Origin of the sequence: Serratia sp. BNK-33-b, from assembly GCF_048684565.1 — a bacterium.
GTDB lineage: Bacteria > Pseudomonadota > Gammaproteobacteria > Enterobacterales > Enterobacteriaceae > Serratia > Serratia marcescens.
Genome location: NZ_JBLQTZ010000001.1, coordinates 2037155 through 2059326, shown reverse-complemented (window position 1 = coordinate 2059326; position 22172 = coordinate 2037155). Strand labels below are relative to the sequence as shown.

Below are 22172 nucleotides of genomic sequence, written 5' to 3'. Positions count from 1 at the left end.
TAACGGCACTCAAGATAACATAGGGTAGCGCTTGCCGAGGGGATTGATAAGAGCGCGCCGCGGATAAGCGAGCGGCCTGCTCAGAAACCATGCAATTTTGCGGGGTTTGGCGCATTTTCGCCGCGCCCCGTTGGAAAAACTTAGAAATAGCTGACGAAAGGCGTGCTGTCTGGCGGCGTCACTTTGGTGGCGGCCTTCAACTGCGGCGTGCCCAGGTAGAGGAAACCGACGATCTCATCCTGCTCGCGGCAGCCGAAGGCTTCGCGCACCAGCGCATGCTCGGTCCAGGCGCCGGTGCGCCAGATGCCGTTAAAACCCTGCGCCAACGCCGCCATCTGCATCGCCTGCACGGCGCAACCGGCGGAAACCACCTGCTCCCAGCGCGGCACCTTGGTTTCTTCAGTGCAATGCGCGATGACGGTGATGATCAGCGGCGCGCGGAACGGCGCCTTGGTGGCTTTTTCAATCGCCGCTTCGTCCAGTTGATCCTGCTTCGCCGCCGCCTGCAGCAGCTGGCTGAAACGCTCCAGGCCCTGATTTTCGATCATCACGAAACGCCATGGCTGCAGCGCGCCGTGATCGGGCGCACGCAGTCCCGCGTTGATGATATTTTGGCGCACTTCCCCCGCCGGCGCCGGTTCCGCCAGGCGCGAAGCCGAGCGGCGATTCAATAAAAGATCCAGAGCATCCATCGTAAACTCCTGATAACAATTTTCATTCCGGCCACGTTAACATAGCTAAACGACGAGTTACAGCCTCGGCGATAGCGTCTGTGTGCCACGATTTAAAGCTGACATTTACCCGGCCGCTCATTAGGATAGCGGAACATTCTCGACTCTTGTTGGAGAGCACATGCGCACATTGTGGCAAATTATTGCCGGCATTTTCCGGTGGACATGGCGTCTGCTGAATTTTATCAGGGAACTGATCCTTAACCTGTTCCTGGTCCTGCTGATCCTGGTTGGGGTTGGCATCTATCTGTCCTTCCAAAGTTCCTCCACCTCGACGGCCCCGGCGCGCGGCGCGCTGCTGGTCGATTTAAGCGGCGTGGTGGTCGATCAGCCTTCGGTAAACAACCGGGTGCGGCAATGGGGCCGTGAACTGTTGGGCGCCTCCAGCAGCCGCCTGCAGGAGAACTCGCTGTTCGACGTAGTCGACAGCATCCGCAAGGCCAAAGACGACAAAAACATTACCGGCATGGTGTTGCAGCTAAATGATTTCGTCGGCGCCGATCAGCCGTCGCTGCGCTATATCGGCAAAGCGCTGCGCGAGTTCCGCGACAGCGGCAAACCGATCTTCGCCATCGGTGACAGCTACAACCAAACGCAATACTACCTGGCCAGCTACGCCAACAAGGTCTTCCTGTCACCGCAGGGCGCGGTCGATCTGCACGGTTTCGCCACCAACAACCTGTACTACAAGTCGTTGCTGGACATGCTCAAGGTCACCACCAATATCTTCCGCGTCGGCACCTATAAATCGGCGGTCGAACCGCTGATCCGCGACGATATGTCCCCGGCGGCGCGCGAAGCGGACAGCCGTTGGATCGGCGGCCTGTGGCAGAACTACCTGGAGACCGTGGCCGCCAACCGCCAACTGACGCCGCAGCAGCTGTTCCCGGGCGCCGCCGGCGTGCTGAGCGGCCTGCAGGCGGCCGGTGGCGACACCGCCCGCTATGCGCTGGACAATAAGCTGGTGGATGAACTGGCGTCGCGCACCGCGATCGAAAATCAGCTGGTCAAGACCTTCGGCTGGGACAAACAGGTGAACGATTTCAACGCCATCAGCATCTATGACTATCAGCCGAAGCCGGACGCCAACCAGGGCGGCAAGATCGCCGTGGTGTTCGCCAACGGCGCCATCATGGACGGCCCGCAGACGCCGGGCAACGTCGGGGGTGACACCACCGCCGCCGAGCTGCGCCAGGCGCGTCTGGATCCGGCCGTCAAGGCCGTGGTGTTCCGCGTCAACAGCCCAGGCGGCAGCGTCAGCGCGTCCGAAGTGATCCGCTCCGAGCTGGCCGCCGTGCGCGCCGCCGGCAAACCGGTGGTGGTGTCGATGGGCGGCATGGCCGCGTCGGGCGGCTACTGGGTCTCGACGCCGGCCGACTATATCATCGCCAGCCCGAGCACCCTGACCGGTTCGATCGGCATTTTCGGCATCATCAATACCTACGAGAAAACCCTGGATACGCTGGGTGTGCACACCGACGGCGTGGCGACCTCGCCGCTGGCCGATATCGCGGTCACCAAGGCGCTGCCGCAGGAGTTCTCGCAGATGATGCAGCTGAACATCGAAAACGGGTATAAGAACTTCCTCGATCTGGTCGCCAAATCACGCAAGATGACCCCGCAGCAGGTCGATCAAATCGCCCAGGGCCACGTGTGGCTCGGCAGCGACGCCAAGGCCAACGGCCTGGTCGATCAGTTGGGCGATTTCGACGACGCGGTGAAGAAAGCCGCCGAGCTGGCAAAGCTGCAGCAGTGGCAGCTCGACTGGTTCGTCGATACCCCAAGCCTGAGCGATATGGTGCTCAGCCAGTTTGGCGTTTCCATTCACGCCATGCTGCCGGCCGCGATTCAGGCCATGCTGCCCGCCCCGCTGGCCTCGGTCGCCAACGCGGTGAAAGAACAACCGGGCTTGTTCAATAACCTGAACGATCCGCAAAACCGTTATGCGATCTGTCTCACCTGCGGAGAAGTCCGCTAACAAATAATTCTGCAGCCCGGCCACCGCCGGGCTTTTTTTCTGCCGCCATGTCCCTATAATTCAGTCCATCTTATCTTTGTTAAAATCATAACCATGCAAAAGAAATCCATTTACGTCGCCTACACCGGCGGCACCATCGGCATGCAGCGTTCCGATCACGGCTACATCCCGGTTTCCGGCCACCTGCAGCGCCAGCTGGCCCTGATGCCCGAATTCCATCGGCCGGAGATGCCGGATTTCACCATTCATGAATACGCGCCATTGATTGACTCTTCAGACATGACGCCGGAAGACTGGCAGCACATCGCCGACGACATCAAGCAGAACTACGATCGCTACGACGGCTTCGTGATCCTGCACGGCACCGACACCATGGCGTTCACCGCCTCTGCGCTTTCCTTCATGCTGGAAAACCTGGCCAAACCGGTGATCGTCACCGGCTCGCAGATCCCGCTGGCGGAGCTGCGCTCCGATGGCCAAACCAACCTGCTCAACGCGCTGTATCTGGCGGCCAACCATCCGGTGAACGAAGTCAGCCTGTTCTTCAACAACAAGCTGTTCCGCGGCAACCGCACCACCAAAGCGCACGCCGACGGCTTCGACGCCTTCGCCTCCCCGAATTTGCCGCCGCTGCTGGAAGCCGGCATCCACATTCGCCGCCAGCAAGGCATCGACAGCCCGGCTTGCAACGGCGCGTTGCAGGTGCATGACATCACGCCGCAGCCGATCGGCGTGGTCACCATCTATCCGGGCATTTCCGGCGCGGTGGTGCGCAATTTCCTGCTGCAGCCGGTCAAGGCGCTGATCCTGCGCTCCTACGGCGTCGGCAACGCGCCGCAAAAGGCCGAACTGATCGACGAGTTGCGTGCGGCCTCTGAACGCGGCATCGTGGTGGTCAACCTGACGCAGTGCATCTCCGGGCGCGTCAATATGGAAGGCTACGCCACCGGCAACGCGCTGGCGCACGCCGGGGTGATCAGCGGTTTCGACATGACGGTGGAAGCCGCCCTGACCAAGCTGCACTATCTGTTGAGCCAGCCGCTGACGCCGGAACAAATCCGCGCCCTGATGCAGCAAGATCTGCGCGGCGAGCTGAGCATCAACAGTTAACCTACTGAACTCTGGAGCGGCGATGAAAACGGCCCTGTTGTTGATCGATCTGCAAAACGACTTCTGCCCCGGCGGCGCGCTGGCGGTCACGGAGGGCGACGCCGTCATCCCGGTCGCCAATCAGGCGATCGCCGCCTGCCTGGCGCGGGGCGAGCCGGTGGTGGCCAGCCAGGACTGGCATCCCGCCAATCACCGCAGCTTTGCGGTGAACTCCGATGCGCAGGTCGGCACCCTCGGTGAGCTGGAAGGCCTGCCGCAGGTGTGGTGGCCGGTGCACTGCGTGCAAGGGAGCCACGGCGCCGATTTTCATCCCCAGTTACAGCGGCAACACATCAATGCCGTCTTTCGCAAAGGGCAAGATACGAACATCGACAGCTACAGCGCGTTCTTCGATAACGGCCACCGTGCGCAAACCGAACTCCACGGCTGGCTGCAATCGCAGGGCGTCCAGCGGCTGGCGATCATGGGCCTGGCGACCGACTACTGCGTGAAGTTCAGCGTGCTGGATGCACTGGCTGCCGGCTACCCGACGCAGGTGATCGTCGACGGCTGCCGCGGCGTGAATCTGCAACCGGACGACAGTGAGCGAGCGCTGCAGGACATGGCGCGCGCCGGCGCGCAGCTAGTTACCCTGTCACAGTTTCTCGCCAACTAAATCCGCTCGGGCGCCACCGGCGCCCTCTCTGCGCGGCGGCGAAATTATCGACGCTGCTCACAATACCGCCTTTCTTCTTCCCCAACGGCTTGTGACCGGCAGGCGCTTTTGCTGTTATGACTGCGACGCTTTTGGCGTCAATCGGTTATACGCATCCGGGGCCCGCTGAGCCCGGCTTTATTGTGCCCGCCCCTGGCGGTACGGTCGGCCTTGCCGACCACAAGGAGACTGACATGAAAATAACCCGAAAACTGCTGCCTTTGCTGGCGGCGGTGCAATTGGCTATGGCCGGCGCAAGCACGGCCCAGGCGGCCTATCTCTCCGTCGGCTACTTCAACGGCGGCGGCGACATCACAGCCGGCCCCGGTGGCGACATCGACAAGCTGGACGTGACGCAAATCACCCACCTCAACTATTCGTTCGGCCTGATTTACAACGACGAGAAAGACGAAACCAATGCGGCGCTGAAAGACCCCGCTCGCCGCCACCAGATCTACCTGTCGCCGAAAGTCACGGCCGATTTGCAACGGCTGCCGGTGCTGCGCAAACAGAACCCCGAGCTGAAAGTGCTGTTGTCGGTCGGCGGCTGGGGTGCACGCGGTTTCTCCGGCGCCGCCGCCACCGCGGAAAACCGCGCGATATTCATTCGCTCCGCGCTGCAGGCGATCGCACAGTACCGGCTGGATGGGATCGATCTGGACTGGGAATACCCGGTAAACGGCGCCTGGGGTTTGGTGGAAAGCCAACCGGCAGACCGCGACAACTTCACCCTGCTGCTGAGAGAGCTTCATCAGGCGCTGGGTAAAGGCAAGCTGTTAACCATCGCCGTCGGGGCCAACGTCAAAAGCCCGCAGGAATGGGTCGATGTGAAAAGTATTGCCCCTTACCTCAACTACATCAATCTGATGACCTACGATATGGCTTACGGCACGCAGTACTTCAATGCCAACCTGTACGATTCAACGCGTTGGCCAACCGTGGCGGCCGCCGACCGCTACAGCGCCGATTCCGTGGTAAAACATTATCTTGCCGCCGGATTAAAACCGGCGCAGATGAACCTGGGTATCGGTTTCTACGGCCGGGTGCCGAAACGAGCGACCGAGCCGGGCATCGACTGGGACAAGCCGGACGCCGCCAAACATCCGGTGACGCAGCCTTATTTCAGTGCGCGAGAAACCGCTCTGTTCAACGCACTGGGGCTGGATCTCAGCAAAGACACTTATTTTAAATACCACGATATCGTCAACAAATTGCTCAACGATCCGCAGCGGCGTTTCCGCGAGCACTGGGATGACGATGCCAAAGTGCCATACCTGACGCTGCAATCCGCCGAAGGCAAACCGCTGTTCGCTATCTCCTACGAGAACCCGCGTTCGGTGGCCATCAAGGCCGAGTACATCAAAAGCCAGGGATTGGGCGGTGCGATGTTCTGGGAATACGGCGCGGACGATAACAACCGGCTGGCGCAGCAGTTGGCGGAATCGCTGAACATAAAGGGCGAGAAACGGTAAATCGACGGGGCGATGGCGACATCGCCCCGCTTTAGGGGAGGAGCTTTACTGCGGTTTGAGTTTGACCAGCGGCTCGGCAACGAACTGCTGTTTCAGCTCTTGCTTGCTCTTCATCACGATCTGCCCGTCGGTGCCAATGCTCATGTGCTGCGGATCGACGTTGTTCATCGACTGCCACAGCATCACCGCCTGCAGGCTGTTTTCTTTCTGCTCCGGCGTCAGCGCCACGCCGTCCGGCCATTTGCCCAGCTCAACCGCCTGTACCAGGCGCTGGTATATCTCGGGCGTCATCGCCGCAATCAGTTCTTTCACGTCCATCAGAGCCTTTCTCGCTTACGGATGAATAATTAGCTGAATCGATTTTGTTGGTTAAATTACCACTTAACCGGCCGTTTGGTCGCCATTTTCGCCATCGGTGAAACTCAGCGAGGCGGAGTTGACGCAGTAGCGGTCGCCAGTCGGCTGCGGGCCATCGGGGAAAACGTGCCCCAGGTGCGCGTCGCAGTGGCCGCAGCGGATTTCAACACGATGCATATTATGTGAATTATCATCAAGATAACGGATTGCATCGGCGGAAACCGGCTCATAAAAGCTCGGCCAGCCGCAGCCTGAATCGTATTTGGTTTCGGAATAGAACAGCGGCTGGTTACAGCACAGGCAATGGTACACGCCCTCGCGCTTGTTGTGCAGCAATTTGCCGCTGAACGGCGCTTCGGTGCCACGCTGTTGCGTCACATAACGTTGGATTTCATTCAGTTCCGTGACCGGATGACCGGGGGTTGTCTCTTTAGCCATTTGTGCTTATCTCTGAATGTGGATAATGTCAACGAAAACAATGATTAATAATAACAAAAAATTAACACCGCTGCAGGGGTTTTTGGCCTAAACTGTAGCCCATAAAGGCCACGTCACGATGATATGTGATAACGATCACACATCTTGCGTATGCTGACTTTATACTTGGCGGCTTGTCCCCATATAACGGATGAGGCCGAGCGCAAATGGACTGTGCAATAAGCGTGCAAAACCACCCCTCCGGTTTGACTTGCCGCAAGTATTGACACGATTCCGCTTGACGCTGGGTAAGGTTTTTGTAATTTTACAACCAACCTTTTATTCACTAACAAATAGCTGGTGGAATATATGACTATCAAAGTAGGTATCAACGGTTTTGGCCGTATCGGTCGCATTGTTTTCCGTGCTGCTCAAGAGCGTTCTGACATCGAGATCGTTGCAATCAACGACCTGTTGGACGCAGAGTACATGGCTTACATGCTGAAGTATGACTCTACTCACGGCCGTTTCAACGGTACGGTAGAAGTTAAAGACGGCCACCTGGTTGTTAACGGCAAAACCATCCGTGTTACCGCAGAGAAAGACCCGGCTAACCTGAAGTGGAACGAAGTGGGCGTTGATGTGGTTGCTGAAGCGACCGGTATCTTCCTGACCGACGAAACCGCACGTAAACACATCACCGCCGGCGCTAAAAAAGTGGTTCTGACTGGCCCATCCAAAGATGCGACCCCAATGTTCGTTCGCGGCGCCAACTTTGACAAATATGCCGGCCAGGACATCGTGTCCAACGCCTCTTGCACCACCAACTGCCTGGCGCCACTGGCTAAAGTCATCAACGACAACTTCGGTATCGTTGAAGGCCTGATGACCACCGTTCACGCCACCACCGCGACTCAGAAAACCGTTGATGGCCCGTCTCACAAAGACTGGCGCGGCGGCCGCGGCGCATCCCAGAACATCATCCCTTCTTCTACCGGCGCAGCGAAAGCGGTTGGCGTGGTTCTGCCAGAGCTGAAAGGCAAACTGACCGGCATGGCGTTCCGCGTACCGACGCCTAACGTGTCCGTTGTTGACCTGACCGTGCGTCTGGAAAAACCGGCTACCTACGAAGAAATCAAGAAAGCCATCAAAGACGCCGCTGAAGGCTCTATGAAAGGCGTTCTGGGCTATGTTGAAGACGACGTGGTTTCCACCGATTTCAACGGCGAAGTGCTGACTTCCGTGTTCGATGCCAAAGCCGGTATCGCACTGAACGACAACTTCGTGAAACTGGTTTCCTGGTACGACAACGAAACCGGCTATTCCAACAAGGTTCTGGATCTGATCGCTCACATCTCCAAGTAATGGCATGATGTTAAGCTGATAATGAGGGCGACATTTTTGTCGCCCTTTTTTTACCCGTCATCTTTCGAGTCACCGCGTTGTTGGCTGCACACGCTCACCCCAGCCACTTACTTCGGTAAGCTCCTGAGGGTTCCTGTGCTTGCCGCCTGGCCGTGACCCGAAAGCTATAGGTTTCTTTGTATCTCCGGCAAACAATAGGTCATGAAATGAACGAGAAAATTTTCACCCTGCCCGTTTCCGAACAGATTTCTCCTTATATCAGCCAGCGGCAACTCGATGAGTTGGGCGTGGTTGTGGTGTCGCACCCGAAAGTGCGCGCTGCGGTCGCGCTGCAAGGCGCGCATTTGCTGGCCTGGCAACCTAGCGGGGAGCAGCCGGTGATTTGGCTCAGCAACAATACGCCTTTCGCCAAAGGCAAGGCCATCCGCGGCGGCGTGCCGATCTGCTGGCCGTGGTTCGGCCCGGTGGCGCAACCCTCCCACGGCTTTGCCCGCAACCAGCCCTGGAGTCTGACGGCGCACGATGAAGATGACAACGGCGTCATCCTGACCTTCACGCTGAAAGACAATGAGCAGACCCGCAAACTGTGGCCGCACGCCTTCACGCTGATTGCTCGCTTCAAGCTGGGTGAAGAGTGCGAAATCGAGCTGGAATCGCACGGCGATTATCAAGCCACGGCCGCGCTGCACAGTTACTTCCAGGTCGGCGACATCGATCGGGTCAGCGTGGCGGGTCTGGGCGAGCCTTATATCGACAAGGTGGCAGGCGGCGCAGAGGCGCACCAGACGGGCGAAGTGACCTTCGTCGGCCAAACCGACCGCGTCTATACCCGCCCGGAAGCTTTCAGCCAGATCCGCGATCCGGCGCTCGCTCGCACCATCGAGGTTCACCACCATCATATGAGCGACGTCATCGCCTGGAACCCCGGCGTGGAACTCTCCTGCAGCATGGGGGATATGCCGAACGACGGTTACAAGACCATGGTCTGCATCGAGACAGGGCGCGTCAGCAAACCGCTGGTCGCTGCCGGCGAGCAACCCGCCCGTTTGGGAGTCACCTTCCGCAGCCGTAAGAAGGCCTGAGGAACCGTGCGCGGAAGCGCACCACTGATGTGCAAAAGGGGCGCCATCGCCCCTTTTTGATGCACGCCATGCACGATAACCGTGCAATGCGTGATTAGAAGGTGTAGCTCACACCCGTCATCAACAAACCGGTGTAAGATTTATCCACCATCGGGCTGTCTTTTACTTCATCCGACAACTTCACATAGCGGCCGACGAAGAAGGCGTTCCAGCTTTTGTTGATCTGATAATTGGCGCTCAATTCGAGATACGGGGCCCAGCTATCGCCAGGAGTGTAGCTGTCCAGGCCGCTGCGGCGTGATTCATTGGCGCTGACGCCGTAGTAATATTTGTTCTGGTTCTTGCTGTTCCACATCACGCCCACGCCCGGGACCAGCGTCAGCGCGTCCAGATCAAACTTGTACAGATAAGCGACATCGCCCACCAGCCCGTTGCTGTTGTTCAGCGTGTCGCCGGTGAAAGTGGTACGAAGGGTGCCCCATTCCGCGTTGTGCGAATAGGCCAGGCCGGCCATCAGCGTGCCGCGACGCTTGTCGAGGCGCTTCATGCGATCGTCGTCGCTGTCGCCCGGACGGTAGCCCCATGGCGTGTAGTAACCCATGATGCTCAGCTGGTTTTCTTGATCTTTCCACAGGTAGTAACCGGCGGTCAGAGTACGGAAGTAGAAGTCGTCACCTTCATAGTCGATGACGGGCACCGGATAAACGCGGTCCTGATAACCGCGATACGCGTCCGGACTAACCAGCGCGGCAGCACCGAGTGACCAGGTCCCTGCCTGAGCACTTTGCGCACAAACCATTGCGGAAGCGATAATTGCTAGCGTTTTGAGTTTTGAAATCTTCACTGGTTCTTTTTCCATAAATTACAGGGTTAATAGCCGCGATAGTTTATGTGAAAATTTAGTTGCGTGCCTAATCTTTACAAAGGAAAACGACCAAGATCGAATAACTTATAGCGGAATTATGAATTAATCATGGCGGAACGATGACGTTTTATCCCGCAGGCCGCGCCAGACAAGGCATTTGGCTTCCACGGTAATAACTGAGTCATTGATATGACTTAAAAAAAGCTTTTTCTGCGGCAGGAAATTTTCCGGCAAGCAAACTAAGCTTAAATCAGAAGGTGAATTTATCCTGGGCCCAGTGGCATACAGCGCAACTCGCGATAATAAGCGCACCAAGTTGGCATACGGGTTGCTGTACTCAGGCGTATTCTCATCTTTCGGGAGCCAGAACACTATCACACGCTCTCTTTAACCTGTGCTAATAACGAAAGGACGGGCATCATGAACATATTTGACCACTATCGCCAGCGCTACGAAGCTGCCAAGGACGAAGAGTTCACACTGCAGGAATTTCTTACCATTTGCCGGCAAGATCGCAGTGCCTATGCCAACGCGGCCGAACGTCTGCTGATGGCTATCGGTGAACCTGTGATGGTCGACACTGCGCTAGAATCACGCCTGTCGCGCCTGTTCTCCAACCGCGTGATCGCACGCTATCCGGCCTTCGAAGAATTCTACGGCATGGAAGAGGCCATCGAACAGATCGTCTCTTACCTGAAACACGCCGCGCAGGGCCTGGAAGAGAAGAAACAGATCCTTTACCTGCTGGGCCCGGTGGGCGGCGGCAAGTCCTCACTGGCAGAACGCCTTAAAGCGTTGATGCAGCGCGTGCCCATCTACACACTCAGCGCCAACGGCGAACGCAGCCCGGTCAACGACCATCCGCTGTGCCTGTTTAATCCGCAGGAAGATGCCACGATCCTGGAAAAAGAGTTCAACATCCCAAGTCGCTATCTCGGCACCATCATGTCGCCGTGGGCGGCGAAGCGCCTGCATGAGTTCGGCGGCGACATCACCAAGTTTAAAGTCGTGAAAGTGCGCCCTTCCATTCTGGAACAGATCGCCATCGCCAAAACCGAGCCGGGCGATGAGAACAACCAGGACATCTCCGCGCTGGTCGGTAAAGTGGACATCCGTAAACTGGAGAACCACGCGCAGAACGACCCGGACGCCTACGGCTATTCCGGCGCCCTGTGCCGCGCCAACCAGGGGATTATGGAATTCGTCGAGATGTTCAAAGCGCCGATCAAGGTGCTGCATCCGCTGCTGACCGCAACCCAGGAAGGCAACTACAACGGCACCGAAGGCATCTCCGCCCTGCCGTTCAGCGGCATTATTCTGGCGCACTCCAACGAATCCGAGTGGGTGACCTTCCGCAACAACAAGAACAACGAAGCATTCCTCGACCGCGTGTACATCGTCAAGGTGCCTTACTGCCTGCGCGTGTCGGAAGAGATCAAGATTTACGACAAGCTGCTGGACCACAGCGAGCTGACTCACGCGCCCTGCGCGCCGGGCACCCTCGAAACGCTGGCGCGCTTTAGCGTGCTGTCGCGGCTGAAAGAGCCGGAAAACTCGAGCATTTACTCGAAAATGCGCGTGTATGACGGCGAAAGCCTCAAGGATACCGATCCGAAAGCCAAGTCCTATCAAGAGTACCGCGACTACGCCGGGGTTGACGAAGGCATGAACGGCCTCTCCACCCGTTTCGCCTTTAAAATCCTCTCGCGGGTATTCAACTTCGATCACGCCGAGGTGGCGGCCAACCCGGTACACCTGTTCTATGTGCTGGAGCAACAGATCGAGCGCGAACAGTTCCCGCAGGATTTGGCCGAGAAATACCTCGAACATCTGAAAGGCTATCTGATCCCGAAATACGCCGAGTTTATCGGCAAAGAGATCCAGACCGCCTATCTGGAATCCTACTCGGAATACGGACAGAACATTTTTGACCGTTACGTGACCTACGCGGACTTCTGGATCCAGGATCAGGAGTATCGCGACCCCGACACCGGTCAGCTGTTCGACCGCGAGTCTTTGAACGCCGAACTGGAGAAAATTGAAAAACCGGCCGGTATCAGCAACCCGAAAGATTTCCGTAACGAAATCGTGAACTTCGTGCTGCGCGCCCGCGCCAACAACAACGGCCGCAATCCGAACTGGACCAGCTACGAGAAGCTGCGCACCGTGATCGAGAAGAAAATGTTCTCCAATACCGAAGAGCTGTTGCCGGTGATTTCGTTTAACGCCAAAACGTCGACGGACGAGCAGAAAAAACACGACGACTTCGTCGACCGCATGATGGAGAAAGGCTATACCCGCAAGCAGGTGCGCCTGTTGTGTGAATGGTATCTGCGGGTCAGAAAATCCTCATAACGCCTCAGGTAAGCGGCATTATCAGGGCCATGTCCACAGTCATGGACGTTGCAGCGCAGCCCAAGGAGGGGCTAACACATTGCGCTGTCGCGACCGGGACATGAAGAGTTGGCAACGTCGTTTGGGGGAAGTATGGCCTATTTCATTGACCGGCGGCTGAACGGCAAAAACAAGAGCATGGTGAACCGCCAGCGCTTCTTGCGCCGTTACAAGTCGCAAATCAAACAGTCGATTGCCGAAGCCATCAACAAGCGTTCGGTCACCGACGTAGACAGCGGGGAGTCGGTTTCCATCCCCACTGACGATATCAACGAACCGATGTTTCATCAGGGGCGCGGCGGCACACGCCATCGCGTTCACCCTGGCAATGACCACTTCGTGCAGAACGATCGCGTTGAGCGGCCTCAGGGCGGCGCAGGCGGTGGCGGCGGCCAGGGCAACGCCAGCCAGGATGGTGAAGGCCAGGATGAATTCGTCTTCCAAATCTCCAAAGACGAGTACCTCGATCTTTTGTTCGAGGATCTCGCCCTGCCCAATCTGAAAAAGAATCAGTACAAGCAGTTGACCGAGTTCAAAACCCATCGTGCCGGCTATACCGCCAATGGCGTGCCGGCCAACATCAGCGTCGTGCGTTCGCTGCAGAACTCGCTGGCGCGACGTACCGCCATGACCGCCGGTAAAAGACGCGCGTTGCACGAGCTGGAAGATGCGCTGAACCAGTTGGAAAATACCGAGCCGGTGCAATTGCTGGAAGAGGAGCGGCTGCGCAAGGAAATTGCCGAACTGCGCAAGAAAATCGAAAGCGTGCCGTTTATCGATACCTTCGACCTGCGCTACAAAAACTATGAGCGCCGGCCGGAGCCCTCCAGCCAGGCGGTGATGTTCTGCCTGATGGACGTGTCCGGCTCGATGGACCAGGCGACCAAAGACATGGCCAAGCGTTTTTACATTCTGCTCTATTTGTTCCTGAGCCGAACCTACAAAAACGTCGAGGTGGTCTACATTCGCCATCACACCCAGGCGAAAGAGGTGGACGAACAGGAGTTCTTCTATTCGCAGGAAACCGGTGGCACCATCGTTTCCAGCGCGCTGAAGTTAATGAATGACGTAGTCGAAGAGCGTTATGACCCGGCGCAATGGAATATCTATGCCGCGCAAGCGTCGGACGGCGACAACTGGGCCGACGATTCACCGCTGTGTCATGAGCTGTTGGCGAAAAAGATCCTGCCGATGGTGCGTTATTACAGCTACATAGAAATCACTCGCCGCGCTCACCAAACGCTGTGGCGCGAATACGAGGATCTGCAGGCGAAATTCGACAACTTCGCCATGCAGCATATCCGCGAACCGGACGATATCTATCCGGTATTCCGCGAACTGTTCCGTAAGCAGACCGTGTGAATAACGCCGCGTGAATGTCACCACAGCCGGAAAGCGCCGTTTTCCGGCTGTTTCTTTTTCGCATTATATATTTGCAAAACCAATGTTTATTTTTTAAACAATGACAACAACAATAATAAGTCAGATTCCCCAGAACGGTCCTCTCTATTATTTGTTCTTCTGAGGTTATTCCTAAACATCCGCCTCTGCCCCCGCACGGCTTGATAGGAATATTCCCATTCAGTTATCGTTACCCCATCGCTTAAGTCTCTTCCTAAGCGAAATTTGCCTCATTTTATTTTTCTATGGCTTCTCAGCCCGCTGCGGCGGGCATTTACCTGTCAGCAGGTTAGACATCATGATCGACTACACCCTCTATGGCCTCAACAAGCACGATGTTGATGAATACCATAAGCAAATATGTTGCCTGCTCGGCAAAAACGTGCTGCTGGTGTTGACCGCCAACAAGCCGATAACCAAACAGAACCTGCTCGCCAGCCTTATCCAGGAGATAGAAAAGCAGCCCGATGATTATTTTCAGCGGCTGCATCGCGCGGCAATAGAAATGATCGGCGTTAACGGGCGCTAAGGCGATATGCGTAAGGCAGACCTCTACGCCATTATTGCCGCCGCCGTCGTGTTGATGATGCTGTTATAGCGACATCAGCGCCTATCCCTAATTAGCGCCTATTACGCCGGCGCTTTCGTCCGGCGTAATAGGCAGCGAAGGGATAATCTGCCGCAGGATGTCACCTTTTAGTCCGGAGAACCTTCCTGCCCCTGCTTTATTTCAAACCGGCCGCTTCGTCAATCAAACTCGCCACCTCATCGGCATGGGAAACCAGCGAGGCATGGCTGGCATTCAGCACCATCACTTTCTTAGCCTGCAGCCACTGCGCCATGCGCCGCTGATTCTCCGGCGCTATCATGCGATCGTCGCTGGAAAGTTGATACCATGACGGCTTATGTTTCCAGGCGGGTTCGCCGATGGTGTTGCCAAAGGTATCAGCCAGCGGAGCCTTCTGCGCCACCGCCATCACCAACGCCTCGTCGCCGGTCAGATCCTGGCAAAAGCTTTCGTGAAACTTGTCGGTTTTAATCCACAGATAACCGTCGCTGTCCGGGGCCAGATTCTCGACTGCCGCAGGAGGATGCGCTTGCGTAATACCGCCGGCACTTTCACCGGCATCCGGCGCAAATGCGGCGATGTAGACCAGGCCAACCACGTTAGGCTGGTTGCCCATTTCCGTGATCACGGCACCGCCGTAAGAGTGCCCGACCAACAATACCGGCCCCGCTTGCTGCGCGACCATCTTGCGCGTACGTTCCGCATCCTCAGCCAGCGACGTCAACGGCATTTCCACCGCATGAATCGCCGTATATCCCCTGCGCGACAACTCGATGATGACCTTACTCCAGTGCGCGGCGCCGCCCCAGAATCCGTGTACCAGCACGATAGTTGGTTTTGTGCTCATTGCCGACTCCTTCATCTCATAGGAAAACGCCGCAGGCAGATGAACGGCCCCTTAAGGGGCGGGTCTGGCTGCCTTCGACGCCACGCGGTCCCTATTTTATATAGTCAGACTCATGGCGTTCAGCAATAGCGACGACGAGTTAACGCCCCCGATTTTCCACCGCCGCCACGGCTTATCGAAGCGGCTTACGCCGCAAGGCCGGGAAAAAAAAGGATTAAAACTAGGATTTTTACCCATACCGATCTAAAATTTCGCGCAAAAACAAAGAGAAGTAAATTTGGTCCACCGGGAAAAGGAATGAAGTTGTGAAGGAAATGATCTCCATCGTTTTTATGGCATGCCTGCTGGCGCTGCTGTTTTCGTGGCTGTTCGTCTACGGTCTTAACATTCATTAACCCCGTAACGACAACCATCCCCCTCCCAGGCGGGCAAGCGGCGCATCGCGACTGATGCGCTAAAACCGGCACCTGAAGGGTTCACGTACCGTCAAAACCCGACGCCACCTCACCTTAGACTTGCTGTTCGCAAATACATCATTAGTTTTTATGAGTCATAACCCCACCGCGTTTCCCCCCTTCACCGACTCTTTTACTGCTCAGCGGAGTTCACCCCAGAAGGAAGACTTGCCTGACGCAAAATGTTACCGGTAACTATGCTGTTGATTTCTTTTGGCAATAAACGCAAAGCCGCTAATAACCCTACGTTCTTTATAGAAATAAATTATGCATACTTATGGATAAAGGTTTGAATAAAGGGCCTTTGGTCATTGATTATCCCCGGCCAAGCTCCTAGAATTCGCGCGTAAAAATACAACTGGGATCGGGTTTCATGTCGCCGCTGTGGGTTGCAACGCAATACTGTTATTTTATTGGTCTGTTAGTTTCTATGGTTTTCACCTACCTGGTTAGCCGGGACACCGTCAAAATTCGCTGCATCAGCGCACTGACCATCGGGTTAACCTGGCCGTTGAGCCTGCCGGTGGTGTTGCTGTTTTCGCTGTTCTAACGCCCCAATGTCGCGCGGTGGCTTTTAAACAGTCATGTTAATGAAAAGAGGCTGACCACCGGCGTCATGGTTTTTGGCGTGGGATAAAAAAGTGCCAGCGCAAGGCTGGCATGAAAATTGGAAGCAATGTGAGCAATGTCGTGCCGGATCGGGGGGCACAGAAGGAGACAACCCTTTTCCCCTCACCGGCGAATCAAATGATAATACGTCTCATTATTGAATGTAAAGTCATTTCCCTACGCAACTTTTCCCCTTTGGGAAACTATCAGCCGCGCGGCGATCGCCAGCGCTGATACAATCGCCCCGCCCCCCACACCAGCAGCCAGAGCAAAGCATTCAACCCCAACCACAGCATCAGCAAGTAGAAGAAAGTCTGATAACCGGGTATGCCCCGATCGGCCAAAAACGGGTTGAAGTGAAAAAATTTGACGATCGCGAACGGATTAAGATTGAAACGGTTGAACACGGCCGCTGTCAGCAACGGTGGCAACAGCGTATAAAACGCCAGGCTGAACAGCAGCAGGATTTTTGTGCCCGAAGTGTTTTTATAATCTTTCATATCAATAAATTATATCTATCATCATAGTGCAAAAACCGCCAGGCATTCGTACGCCAATCGACCCCGCGGGCGCTAAAGAGTTCCAGGCCAACGCGGAAATAAAGCCGATCCCGCGTTTAATTGTCATTTAGCGCTCGGGTGATATATACCCTGTGGATTTTAAATTACGATGTCGCCGCGCCGTCTTCAACCACAGCGTTTACATGGCATCATCAGGAGGCATTAATGAAACCGGACGCACTCTCCCTGCCGCCGAACCCGAAAAAGCTCAAGGTCATCTACGGCTGGTACATTTATGTGATCTATATCCTGCTGGTTTTCAATATTTATATGGCGGTCTACAACGTCTGCGTTCGGCACCCGATCGAGGCTCCGCTGTTGTCGCTGTTTCACAGCCTGTTTCTCGCGTTGATGCTGCAGCAGGTGCTCAAGAAGAACGTCGTTTTCGCCTGGATCTTGCTGAGCTATTTTATTCTGATGCGCCTGTATTACGCCAATGTGCTGCATGTTGAGTTCACGCTGGTGAGCCGTTGCCTGGTGCTGCTGATTCTGACGCTGCTGCTGACCGGCGCCGTGGCCGTCGGGCAACTGGCCACGCCGCCGCAGCGGCATGACTGGCTGGCGCGGCTGGGCTGGCGGCAATGGGGAGCGCTCACCGCGCTGGCGGCCATCCTGACGCCGCTGATTACCACCGACTATCTGGGATAAACTGGGGCTATTTGGGAATATGAGGTTCGGAAATGTCTACGACACGGCATATTTTGGTGTAGTTACCCGCCTTCTCACAGATCTTGTCCGTGACGAACATGCTAAGGTAGCCCAGCAACAGCAAGTAGCCGGCCATGCACAGAATAAAGATAAGCGTTCTCACCGATAGCGACCAACCTGACAAGAGTATCACGAGCATCATAACCTGAACGAGGCGCTTTAAAAGGATTTCATGTGCGCACCGGCCGCATCGGCACACGTTCTGTAGTAACATTAAGCCACCACGCCCACCACCGGAAACGCCGATGCACCATCTGATGTTAGACATTGAAACCCTGGATATAAAACCCAGCGCCGTCATTCTGGTGGTTGCGGCGGTGTTTTTCGATCCCCGAACCGGGGAACTGGGCGCCGAATTCGAAGCCGCCGTCAGCAGCCAGAAAGACCAACCGGGCCGAACCATCAGCCTTGACACGGTCGCCTGGTGGGCGAAACAGTCCGATGAAGCGCGCAAGCAGGCCTTCGGCGGCACCGAGAGCCTGAAGCGCGTGCTGAGCAGCCTTAGCCGCTTCATCCATATGAACAGCACCGACACGGTGAAAGTCTGGGGCAACGGCAAAGAGTTCGACTGCGCGATCCTAGAACACGCCTTCCAGCAACTGGAAATGCCCTGCCCGTGGAAATTCTGGGATACCCAGGACGTGCGCACGGTGATCACGTTGGCGGAACTGCACGGCTTTAACCCGAAAAAGGCCCGCCCGTTCGAAGGTATGCCGCATCGGGCGCTGGATGATGCTCGCCACCAGGCCCGTTATGTGGCCGATACCGTCTCGGCGCTCTATTACCGCCAGGGGGCGCAGCGCTGACCCGCTTTGCCCCTTTTCATTTGCCGCCAGAGTCTCTACTCTAGCCCTCTTTGTCACTCGGACGTGCCTTTCCTGTTATGCAAAAGTTTCTGTTTATGCTTCTCAGCCTGGTGCTGCTCGGCCCATTAGGCATCGATCTTTATCTGCCGACTATTCCCGCTATTGCCGTCGGTCTGGGCAGCAGCGAAGCGCTGATCCAATCCACCATATCGCTATTTATTCTGGTGCTTGGCCTCGGCCAGGTCATTGCCGGCCCACTGGTGGACAACTATGGCCGCAAACCGGTGGCGCTGGCCGGCATTATCCTCTACATGATCGGCGCCGCGATGGCGGCGCTGGCCACCAGCCCGACGATTTTCATCGCTTCGCGTCTGCTGCAAGGGGTGGCGGTTTGCTGCACCGCCGTCGTCGCCTTCAGCGGCGTGCGCGATCGCCTGAATGGCGACGACGCCGCCCGCGCTTTCGGCTTTCTTAACGGCACGCTGAACATCATCCCGGCGCTGGCGCCGCTGCTCGGCGGCCTGCTCGCCGAAGCCTTCGGCTGGCGCGCTCCCTTCTGGTTCCTGGTCGGCTACGCGCTGCTGGTGTTGGCGCTCATCGCGCTGCGCCTGCCGGAAACTCGCCCTGCCGACACCGTGCCGGTCAAGGGGTTGCCGGTGCGTCAATACGCGCGCATCCTCAGCGAACGGCGTTTTCTCTCCTTTGCGGTGGTGAACTCCGGGGCGATGGGCATGGCGCTGACCTACGTTTCTCTGGCACCGAACGTGCTGATGGGCACCGCTGGCCTGACACCGCTGCAATTCTCGCTGGTGTTCGGCGCCAACGGTTTCTGGATCATGCTGGTCAGCTTCTTCGCCAACCGCATCATCCACAAGGTCGGCCGCCCGGTTTGTCTGGCGACCGGCGGCATTTTGATGGGGCTGGGCTGTCTGGGTCTGCTGCTGGGCGTCATGCTGCTGCCCGCGACGGCGCAAGCGCACTGGCTGGCGTATATGCTGCCAGTCGCCAGCGCCTGCGCCGGATTGGCATTCGTGATGGGCCCGGCCACCAGCTACGCGTTGGAACCCTACTCCAATGAGGCCGGCGTCGCGTCCGCGCTGGTCGGTTTCGTGCAGATGGCGGGCGGCGCCGCGCTGGGTCTGGTGGCGATGGCGTTGCCGCTGCAACCCAAGCTGTCGCTGGCGCTGGTGATGCTGGCGGGCTGCCTGCTGGCGCTGCACGCGCGGCGGCTCAGCAAGCAGATTAAAGGGCAGATCAGAAAAGTCGCCTGAGCCCCGGCTCAGGCTTCGGTGGCGACCGGCACTCGCGCCGCTAAAGCCGACAGCAGCTCATAGCCTAACGTCCCTGCCGCCGTGGCCACCTCATCCACCGGCAGACGTTTCCCCCACAGCTCCACTTCGGCGCCCAGTTCGACTTGCGGACAGGGTGTCAGATCCACCGCCAGCATATCCATCGATACCGTTCCCAGGGTGCGCGTCAGCACGCCGTCAACCCATACCGGCGTACCGGTCGGCGCATGACGCGGATAGCCGTCGGCGTAACCGCAGGCCACCACACCGATACGCTGTGCGCCTGCGGCGCTGTAACGGCCACCGTAACCCACACGATCGCCAGACTTCAGCTGCTGAATGCCGATGATTTCACTGCTCAGCGTCATCGCCGGCTGCAGCCCCGTCGCCGCAACGTCATTCCAGCAACCGCTCGGCGAAGCGCCATAGAGAACGATCCCAGGACGGACCCAGCTGCCGTGGGTCGAAGGGTGCCACAGCGTGGCGGCCGAGTTGGCCAGGCAGCGCGGCAGCGGTATATCGGTAGCCGCCGCCTCGATGGTAGCCATTTGCCGGGTCACGCCTTCAGGGCCGTCGGCGGTGGCGAAGTGGCTCATCAGCGTAAGCTCGGCAATGTTGGCTACCGCCTGCGCCCTGCGCCACACCTCATGCAGCCGCTCGGGTGCGAAACCTAGCCGATTCATGCCACTGTTCACTTTCAGATAGACATTGAGCGGCGCGTTCAGCGTGGCGTCGGCGATCGCCGCCAGCTGCCAGTCGCTGTGCACCGCCGTCGTCAGGCGATAACGGTCGAGCAACGCCAGATCCTGCGGCTGGAAGAAGCCTTCCAACAACAGGATAGGCCCTTGCCAACCCGACTCGCGCAGCAGCACCGCTTCGGCCAGATCCAGCATGGCGAAGCCGTCGGTTTGCGCCATGCTGCGCCAAACGTGTTTGATGCCGTGGCCATAGGCGTTAGCCTTGACCACCGCCCAGATTTTGGCGCCGGGGGCGAAACGGCGCACCACCTGCAGGTTATTTTCAATCGCGCCGAGATGCATCGTGGCGGTTATGGGACGGGGCATCGCTTCTCCTTGGGGCAGCGTACGGCGGCCACGCGCGCCTGCGCGTGGCCGGGAAAGTCTATGACAGCGTCGACGATTAACGTGCGGGATGCACGTCGTTCAGCGGAACCGCGTGTTGCTGACGAAACCCGGCGCTGTAACGCGCCACCGCCAGGTCATCGGAAGGGATCGCCGGCGTAATGCCGGACATCAGATCGGACAACAACTGCCCGGAGCCACAGGCCATCGTCCAGCCCAACGTGCCATGTCCGGTATTGAGATACAGGTTCTTCAGCGAGGTGCGGCCGACAATTGGCGTGCCGTCCGGCGTCATCGGCCGCAGGCCGGTCCAGAACGTCGCCTCTTCCACTCGGCCGCCGTTCGGGTAGAGATCGCGCACCACCATTTCCAGCGTTTCGCGCCGTTTTTGCTCCAGCTGCGTATTGAAACCGACGATCTCCGCCATGCCGCCAACGCGAATGCGCTGGTCGAAGCGTGTGATGGCGATTTTATACGTCTCATCCAATACCGTAGAGAACGGCGCCGCCGCTTCGTCGGTGATAGGAATGGTCAACGAATAGCCCTTCAGCGGGTAAACCGGAATGGACACCAGGCCGCGCAGCAGCGCCGTGGAGTACGAGCCGAACGCCACCACATAGCTGTCGGCCTTGAACACTTCCTCGCCGCACTGCACGCCGGCGATCTTGTCGCCCTCCACCAGCAGACGATCGACGCTGCGGTTGAACAGGAAAGTGACGCCCGCCTGCTCTGCCATCTTCGCCAACTGTTGCGTAAACAGCTGGCAATCGCCGGTTTCGTCGTTCGGCAACTGCAGGCCGCCGGTCAGCTTGTGCGCCACCTGCGCTAGCGCCGGCTCGACGCTGCCGAGTTGGCCGGCTTCCAGCAATCTGTAAGGCACGCCGGCATCTTCCAATACCGCAATGTCTTTCGCGGCGTTTTCGAACTGTTGTTGAGTGCGGAACAGCTGCAGCGTGCCGCCCTGGCGACCTTCGTACTGGATGCCGGTTTCCTGACGCAGCGCCTTGATACAATCGCGGCTGTATTCCGCCAGACGCACCATGCGGCCTTTGTTGGTCATGTAGTGTTCGGTGTTGCAGTTCTTCAACATCTGCCACATCCAGCTCAGTTGGAAGCTGCTGCCGTCGAGGCGGATGGCCAACGGCGCATGGCGCTGGAACATCCACTTGATGGCCTTCAGCGGCACGCCCGGTGCCGCCCAAGGTGCGGCATAACCCGGTGAAATCTGCCCGGCGTTCGCCGCGCTGGTTTCCAGTGCGGGGCCTGGCTGACGATCGATCACCGTCACCTCATGCCCCGCCTTCGCCAAATACCAGGCACTGGCTACGCCCACCACTCCACTACCTAAAATTACCACTCGCATCGCTGACTCCAGCTCAAGG

The 22172-nt window shown here is 57.6% G+C and carries 22 protein-coding genes; 13 read left to right on the top strand and 9 right to left on the bottom strand.

Annotated features, from left to right (window positions below):
• Positions 1 to 140: 140 nt before the first annotated feature.
• On the bottom strand, positions 141 to 692 hold the full coding sequence (locus ACMGGK_RS09840) for an NAD(P)H nitroreductase (protein ID WP_004932204.1): 552 nt from the start codon (positions 690 to 692) through the stop codon (positions 141 to 143).
• A 160-nt stretch (positions 693 to 852) separates the two neighbouring features.
• On the opposite strand from ACMGGK_RS09840, the gene sppA reads away from it, so the two are divergent.
• From sppA to ACMGGK_RS09820, 4 genes are all read left to right on the top strand, one after another.
• A complete protein-coding gene (gene sppA, locus ACMGGK_RS09835; protein ID WP_274864065.1) occupies positions 853 to 2709 on the top strand; it encodes a signal peptide peptidase SppA in 1857 nt (618 codons plus the stop codon).
• Positions 2710 to 2802: 93 nt separating this feature from the next.
• Positions 2803 to 3819, top strand: a complete 1017-nt coding sequence (gene ansA, locus ACMGGK_RS09830) for an asparaginase (RefSeq protein WP_420276855.1) — start codon at positions 2803 to 2805, stop codon at positions 3817 to 3819.
• Between the two features lie 22 nt (positions 3820 to 3841).
• On the top strand, positions 3842 to 4474 hold the full coding sequence (pncA, locus tag ACMGGK_RS09825; RefSeq protein ID WP_060444678.1) for a bifunctional nicotinamidase/pyrazinamidase: 633 nt from the start codon (positions 3842 to 3844) through the stop codon (positions 4472 to 4474).
• 233 nt (positions 4475 to 4707) lie between these two features.
• Positions 4708 to 5985: a glycoside hydrolase family 18 protein gene (locus tag ACMGGK_RS09820; protein ID WP_016927475.1), complete on the top strand. Its 1278-nt coding sequence runs from the start codon at positions 4708 to 4710 to the stop codon at positions 5983 to 5985.
• A 45-nt stretch (positions 5986 to 6030) separates the two neighbouring features.
• Here the strand turns inward: ACMGGK_RS09820 and ACMGGK_RS09815 are convergent, their stop codons facing one another.
• Together ACMGGK_RS09815 and msrB are read right to left on the bottom strand one after the other, a co-directional pair.
• Positions 6031 to 6303: a YeaC family protein gene (locus ACMGGK_RS09815; protein WP_049298917.1), complete on the bottom strand. Its 273-nt coding sequence runs from the start codon at positions 6301 to 6303 to the stop codon at positions 6031 to 6033.
• Positions 6304 to 6366: 63 nt separating this feature from the next.
• Positions 6367 to 6780, bottom strand: coding sequence for a peptide-methionine (R)-S-oxide reductase MsrB (msrB, locus tag ACMGGK_RS09810; protein ID WP_004932219.1), 414 nt, complete (start codon positions 6778 to 6780; stop codon positions 6367 to 6369).
• 348 nt (positions 6781 to 7128) lie between these two features.
• Here msrB and gapA point away from each other — a divergent pair, with 348 nt between their 5' ends.
• Positions 7129 to 8124 (top strand): glyceraldehyde-3-phosphate dehydrogenase, encoded by a 996-nt coding sequence (gene gapA / locus ACMGGK_RS09805; RefSeq protein WP_016927474.1) that lies wholly within the window; start codon positions 7129 to 7131, stop codon positions 8122 to 8124.
• Positions 8125 to 8330: 206 nt separating this feature from the next.
• The gene (locus tag ACMGGK_RS09800; protein ID WP_016927473.1) at positions 8331 to 9206 is read left to right on the top strand and encodes a D-hexose-6-phosphate mutarotase; all 876 of its coding nucleotides are present in this window, start codon (positions 8331 to 8333) and stop codon (positions 9204 to 9206) included.
• Between the two features lie 94 nt (positions 9207 to 9300).
• Here the strand turns inward: ACMGGK_RS09800 and ACMGGK_RS09795 are convergent, their stop codons facing one another.
• Positions 9301 to 10065: a MipA/OmpV family protein gene (locus ACMGGK_RS09795; RefSeq protein WP_015378103.1), complete on the bottom strand. Its 765-nt coding sequence runs from the start codon at positions 10063 to 10065 to the stop codon at positions 9301 to 9303.
• Positions 10066 to 10173: 108 nt separating this feature from the next.
• Positions 10174 to 10449, bottom strand: a complete 276-nt coding sequence (locus ACMGGK_RS09790; RefSeq protein ID WP_153297016.1) for a hypothetical protein — start codon at positions 10447 to 10449, stop codon at positions 10174 to 10176.
• 42 nt (positions 10450 to 10491) lie between these two features.
• Between ACMGGK_RS09790 and yeaG the strand changes: the two genes are divergently transcribed.
• The 3 genes from yeaG to ACMGGK_RS09775 all read left to right on the top strand — a co-directional run bounded on the left by yeaG (position 10492) and on the right by ACMGGK_RS09775 (position 14395).
• The gene (gene yeaG, locus ACMGGK_RS09785) at positions 10492 to 12426 is read left to right on the top strand and encodes a protein kinase YeaG (protein ID WP_016927472.1); all 1935 of its coding nucleotides are present in this window, start codon (positions 10492 to 10494) and stop codon (positions 12424 to 12426) included.
• Positions 12427 to 12558: 132 nt separating this feature from the next.
• A complete protein-coding gene (locus ACMGGK_RS09780) occupies positions 12559 to 13827 on the top strand; it encodes a YeaH/YhbH family protein (RefSeq protein WP_016927471.1) in 1269 nt (422 codons plus the stop codon).
• A gap of 337 nt (positions 13828 to 14164) precedes the next feature.
• Positions 14165 to 14395, top strand: a complete 231-nt coding sequence (locus tag ACMGGK_RS09775) for a hypothetical protein (RefSeq protein ID WP_004932237.1) — start codon at positions 14165 to 14167, stop codon at positions 14393 to 14395.
• Between the two features lie 196 nt (positions 14396 to 14591).
• Here ACMGGK_RS09775 and ACMGGK_RS09770 read toward each other — a convergent pair whose 3' ends face one another.
• On the bottom strand, positions 14592 to 15281 hold the full coding sequence (locus ACMGGK_RS09770; protein ID WP_420276854.1) for an alpha/beta hydrolase: 690 nt from the start codon (positions 15279 to 15281) through the stop codon (positions 14592 to 14594).
• A gap of 828 nt (positions 15282 to 16109) precedes the next feature.
• Between ACMGGK_RS09770 and ACMGGK_RS09765 the strand changes: the two genes are divergently transcribed.
• Positions 16110 to 16286: a GhoT/OrtT family toxin gene (locus ACMGGK_RS09765; protein WP_015378105.1), complete on the top strand. Its 177-nt coding sequence runs from the start codon at positions 16110 to 16112 to the stop codon at positions 16284 to 16286.
• 265 nt (positions 16287 to 16551) lie between these two features.
• Here ACMGGK_RS09765 and ACMGGK_RS09760 read toward each other — a convergent pair whose 3' ends face one another.
• Positions 16552 to 16845 carry a hypothetical protein gene (locus ACMGGK_RS09760; RefSeq protein ID WP_016927468.1) on the bottom strand — a complete coding sequence of 98 codons (294 nt, stop codon included), beginning with the start codon at positions 16843 to 16845 and terminating at the stop codon, positions 16552 to 16554.
• Positions 16846 to 17070: 225 nt separating this feature from the next.
• Here ACMGGK_RS09760 and ACMGGK_RS09755 point away from each other — a divergent pair, with 225 nt between their 5' ends.
• The 3 genes from ACMGGK_RS09755 to ACMGGK_RS09745 all read left to right on the top strand — a co-directional run bounded on the left by ACMGGK_RS09755 (position 17071) and on the right by ACMGGK_RS09745 (position 19690).
• A complete protein-coding gene (locus tag ACMGGK_RS09755) occupies positions 17071 to 17553 on the top strand; it encodes a hypothetical protein (RefSeq protein ID WP_033640110.1) in 483 nt (160 codons plus the stop codon).
• A 305-nt stretch (positions 17554 to 17858) separates the two neighbouring features.
• A complete protein-coding gene (locus ACMGGK_RS09750; RefSeq protein WP_004932251.1) occupies positions 17859 to 18419 on the top strand; it encodes a 3'-5' exonuclease in 561 nt (186 codons plus the stop codon).
• A gap of 77 nt (positions 18420 to 18496) precedes the next feature.
• Positions 18497 to 19690: a multidrug effflux MFS transporter gene (locus tag ACMGGK_RS09745; protein ID WP_016927465.1), complete on the top strand. Its 1194-nt coding sequence runs from the start codon at positions 18497 to 18499 to the stop codon at positions 19688 to 19690.
• An 8-nt stretch (positions 19691 to 19698) separates the two neighbouring features.
• Here ACMGGK_RS09745 and dadX read toward each other — a convergent pair whose 3' ends face one another.
• Positions 19699 to 20772, bottom strand: a complete 1074-nt coding sequence (dadX, locus tag ACMGGK_RS09740) for a catabolic alanine racemase DadX (protein ID WP_049298921.1) — start codon at positions 20770 to 20772, stop codon at positions 19699 to 19701.
• Between the two features lie 76 nt (positions 20773 to 20848).
• Complete coding sequence (locus ACMGGK_RS09735; RefSeq protein WP_028127472.1) at positions 20849 to 22153, bottom strand: D-amino acid dehydrogenase; 1305 nt, start codon at positions 22151 to 22153, stop codon at positions 20849 to 20851.
• Between the last annotated feature and the right edge of the window lie 19 nt (positions 22154 to 22172).

What these genes read in the sequence shown, in the direction of transcription:
- ACMGGK_RS09840 (WP_004932204.1), bottom strand. Translation starts at nt 692, where the DNA reads ATGGATGCTCTGGATCTTTTATTGAATCGCCGCTCGGCTTCGCGCCTG.
- sppA (WP_274864065.1), top strand. Translation starts at nt 853, where the DNA reads ATGCGCACATTGTGGCAAATTATTGCCGGCATTTTCCGGTGGACATGG.
- ansA (WP_420276855.1), top strand. Translation starts at nt 2,803, where the DNA reads ATGCAAAAGAAATCCATTTACGTCGCCTACACCGGCGGCACCATCGGC.
- pncA (WP_060444678.1), top strand. Translation starts at nt 3,842, where the DNA reads ATGAAAACGGCCCTGTTGTTGATCGATCTGCAAAACGACTTCTGCCCC.
- ACMGGK_RS09820 (WP_016927475.1), top strand. Translation starts at nt 4,708, where the DNA reads ATGAAAATAACCCGAAAACTGCTGCCTTTGCTGGCGGCGGTGCAATTG.
- ACMGGK_RS09815 (WP_049298917.1), bottom strand. Translation starts at nt 6,303, where the DNA reads ATGGACGTGAAAGAACTGATTGCGGCGATGACGCCCGAGATATACCAG.
- msrB (WP_004932219.1), bottom strand. Translation starts at nt 6,780, where the DNA reads ATGGCTAAAGAGACAACCCCCGGTCATCCGGTCACGGAACTGAATGAA.
- gapA (WP_016927474.1), top strand. Translation starts at nt 7,129, where the DNA reads ATGACTATCAAAGTAGGTATCAACGGTTTTGGCCGTATCGGTCGCATT.
- ACMGGK_RS09800 (WP_016927473.1), top strand. Translation starts at nt 8,331, where the DNA reads ATGAACGAGAAAATTTTCACCCTGCCCGTTTCCGAACAGATTTCTCCT.
- ACMGGK_RS09795 (WP_015378103.1), bottom strand. Translation starts at nt 10,065, where the DNA reads ATGGAAAAAGAACCAGTGAAGATTTCAAAACTCAAAACGCTAGCAATT.
- yeaG (WP_016927472.1), top strand. Translation starts at nt 10,492, where the DNA reads ATGAACATATTTGACCACTATCGCCAGCGCTACGAAGCTGCCAAGGAC.
- ACMGGK_RS09780 (WP_016927471.1), top strand. Translation starts at nt 12,559, where the DNA reads ATGGCCTATTTCATTGACCGGCGGCTGAACGGCAAAAACAAGAGCATG.
- ACMGGK_RS09775 (WP_004932237.1), top strand. Translation starts at nt 14,165, where the DNA reads ATGATCGACTACACCCTCTATGGCCTCAACAAGCACGATGTTGATGAA.
- ACMGGK_RS09770 (WP_420276854.1), bottom strand. Translation starts at nt 15,281, where the DNA reads ATGAGCACAAAACCAACTATCGTGCTGGTACACGGATTCTGGGGCGGC.
- ACMGGK_RS09765 (WP_015378105.1), top strand. Translation starts at nt 16,110, where the DNA reads ATGTCGCCGCTGTGGGTTGCAACGCAATACTGTTATTTTATTGGTCTG.
- ACMGGK_RS09760 (WP_016927468.1), bottom strand. Translation starts at nt 16,845, where the DNA reads ATGAAAGATTATAAAAACACTTCGGGCACAAAAATCCTGCTGCTGTTC.
- ACMGGK_RS09755 (WP_033640110.1), top strand. Translation starts at nt 17,071, where the DNA reads ATGAAACCGGACGCACTCTCCCTGCCGCCGAACCCGAAAAAGCTCAAG.
- ACMGGK_RS09750 (WP_004932251.1), top strand. Translation starts at nt 17,859, where the DNA reads ATGCACCATCTGATGTTAGACATTGAAACCCTGGATATAAAACCCAGC.
- ACMGGK_RS09745 (WP_016927465.1), top strand. Translation starts at nt 18,497, where the DNA reads ATGCAAAAGTTTCTGTTTATGCTTCTCAGCCTGGTGCTGCTCGGCCCA.
- dadX (WP_049298921.1), bottom strand. Translation starts at nt 20,772, where the DNA reads ATGCCCCGTCCCATAACCGCCACGATGCATCTCGGCGCGATTGAAAAT.
- ACMGGK_RS09735 (WP_028127472.1), bottom strand. Translation starts at nt 22,153, where the DNA reads ATGCGAGTGGTAATTTTAGGTAGTGGAGTGGTGGGCGTAGCCAGTGCC.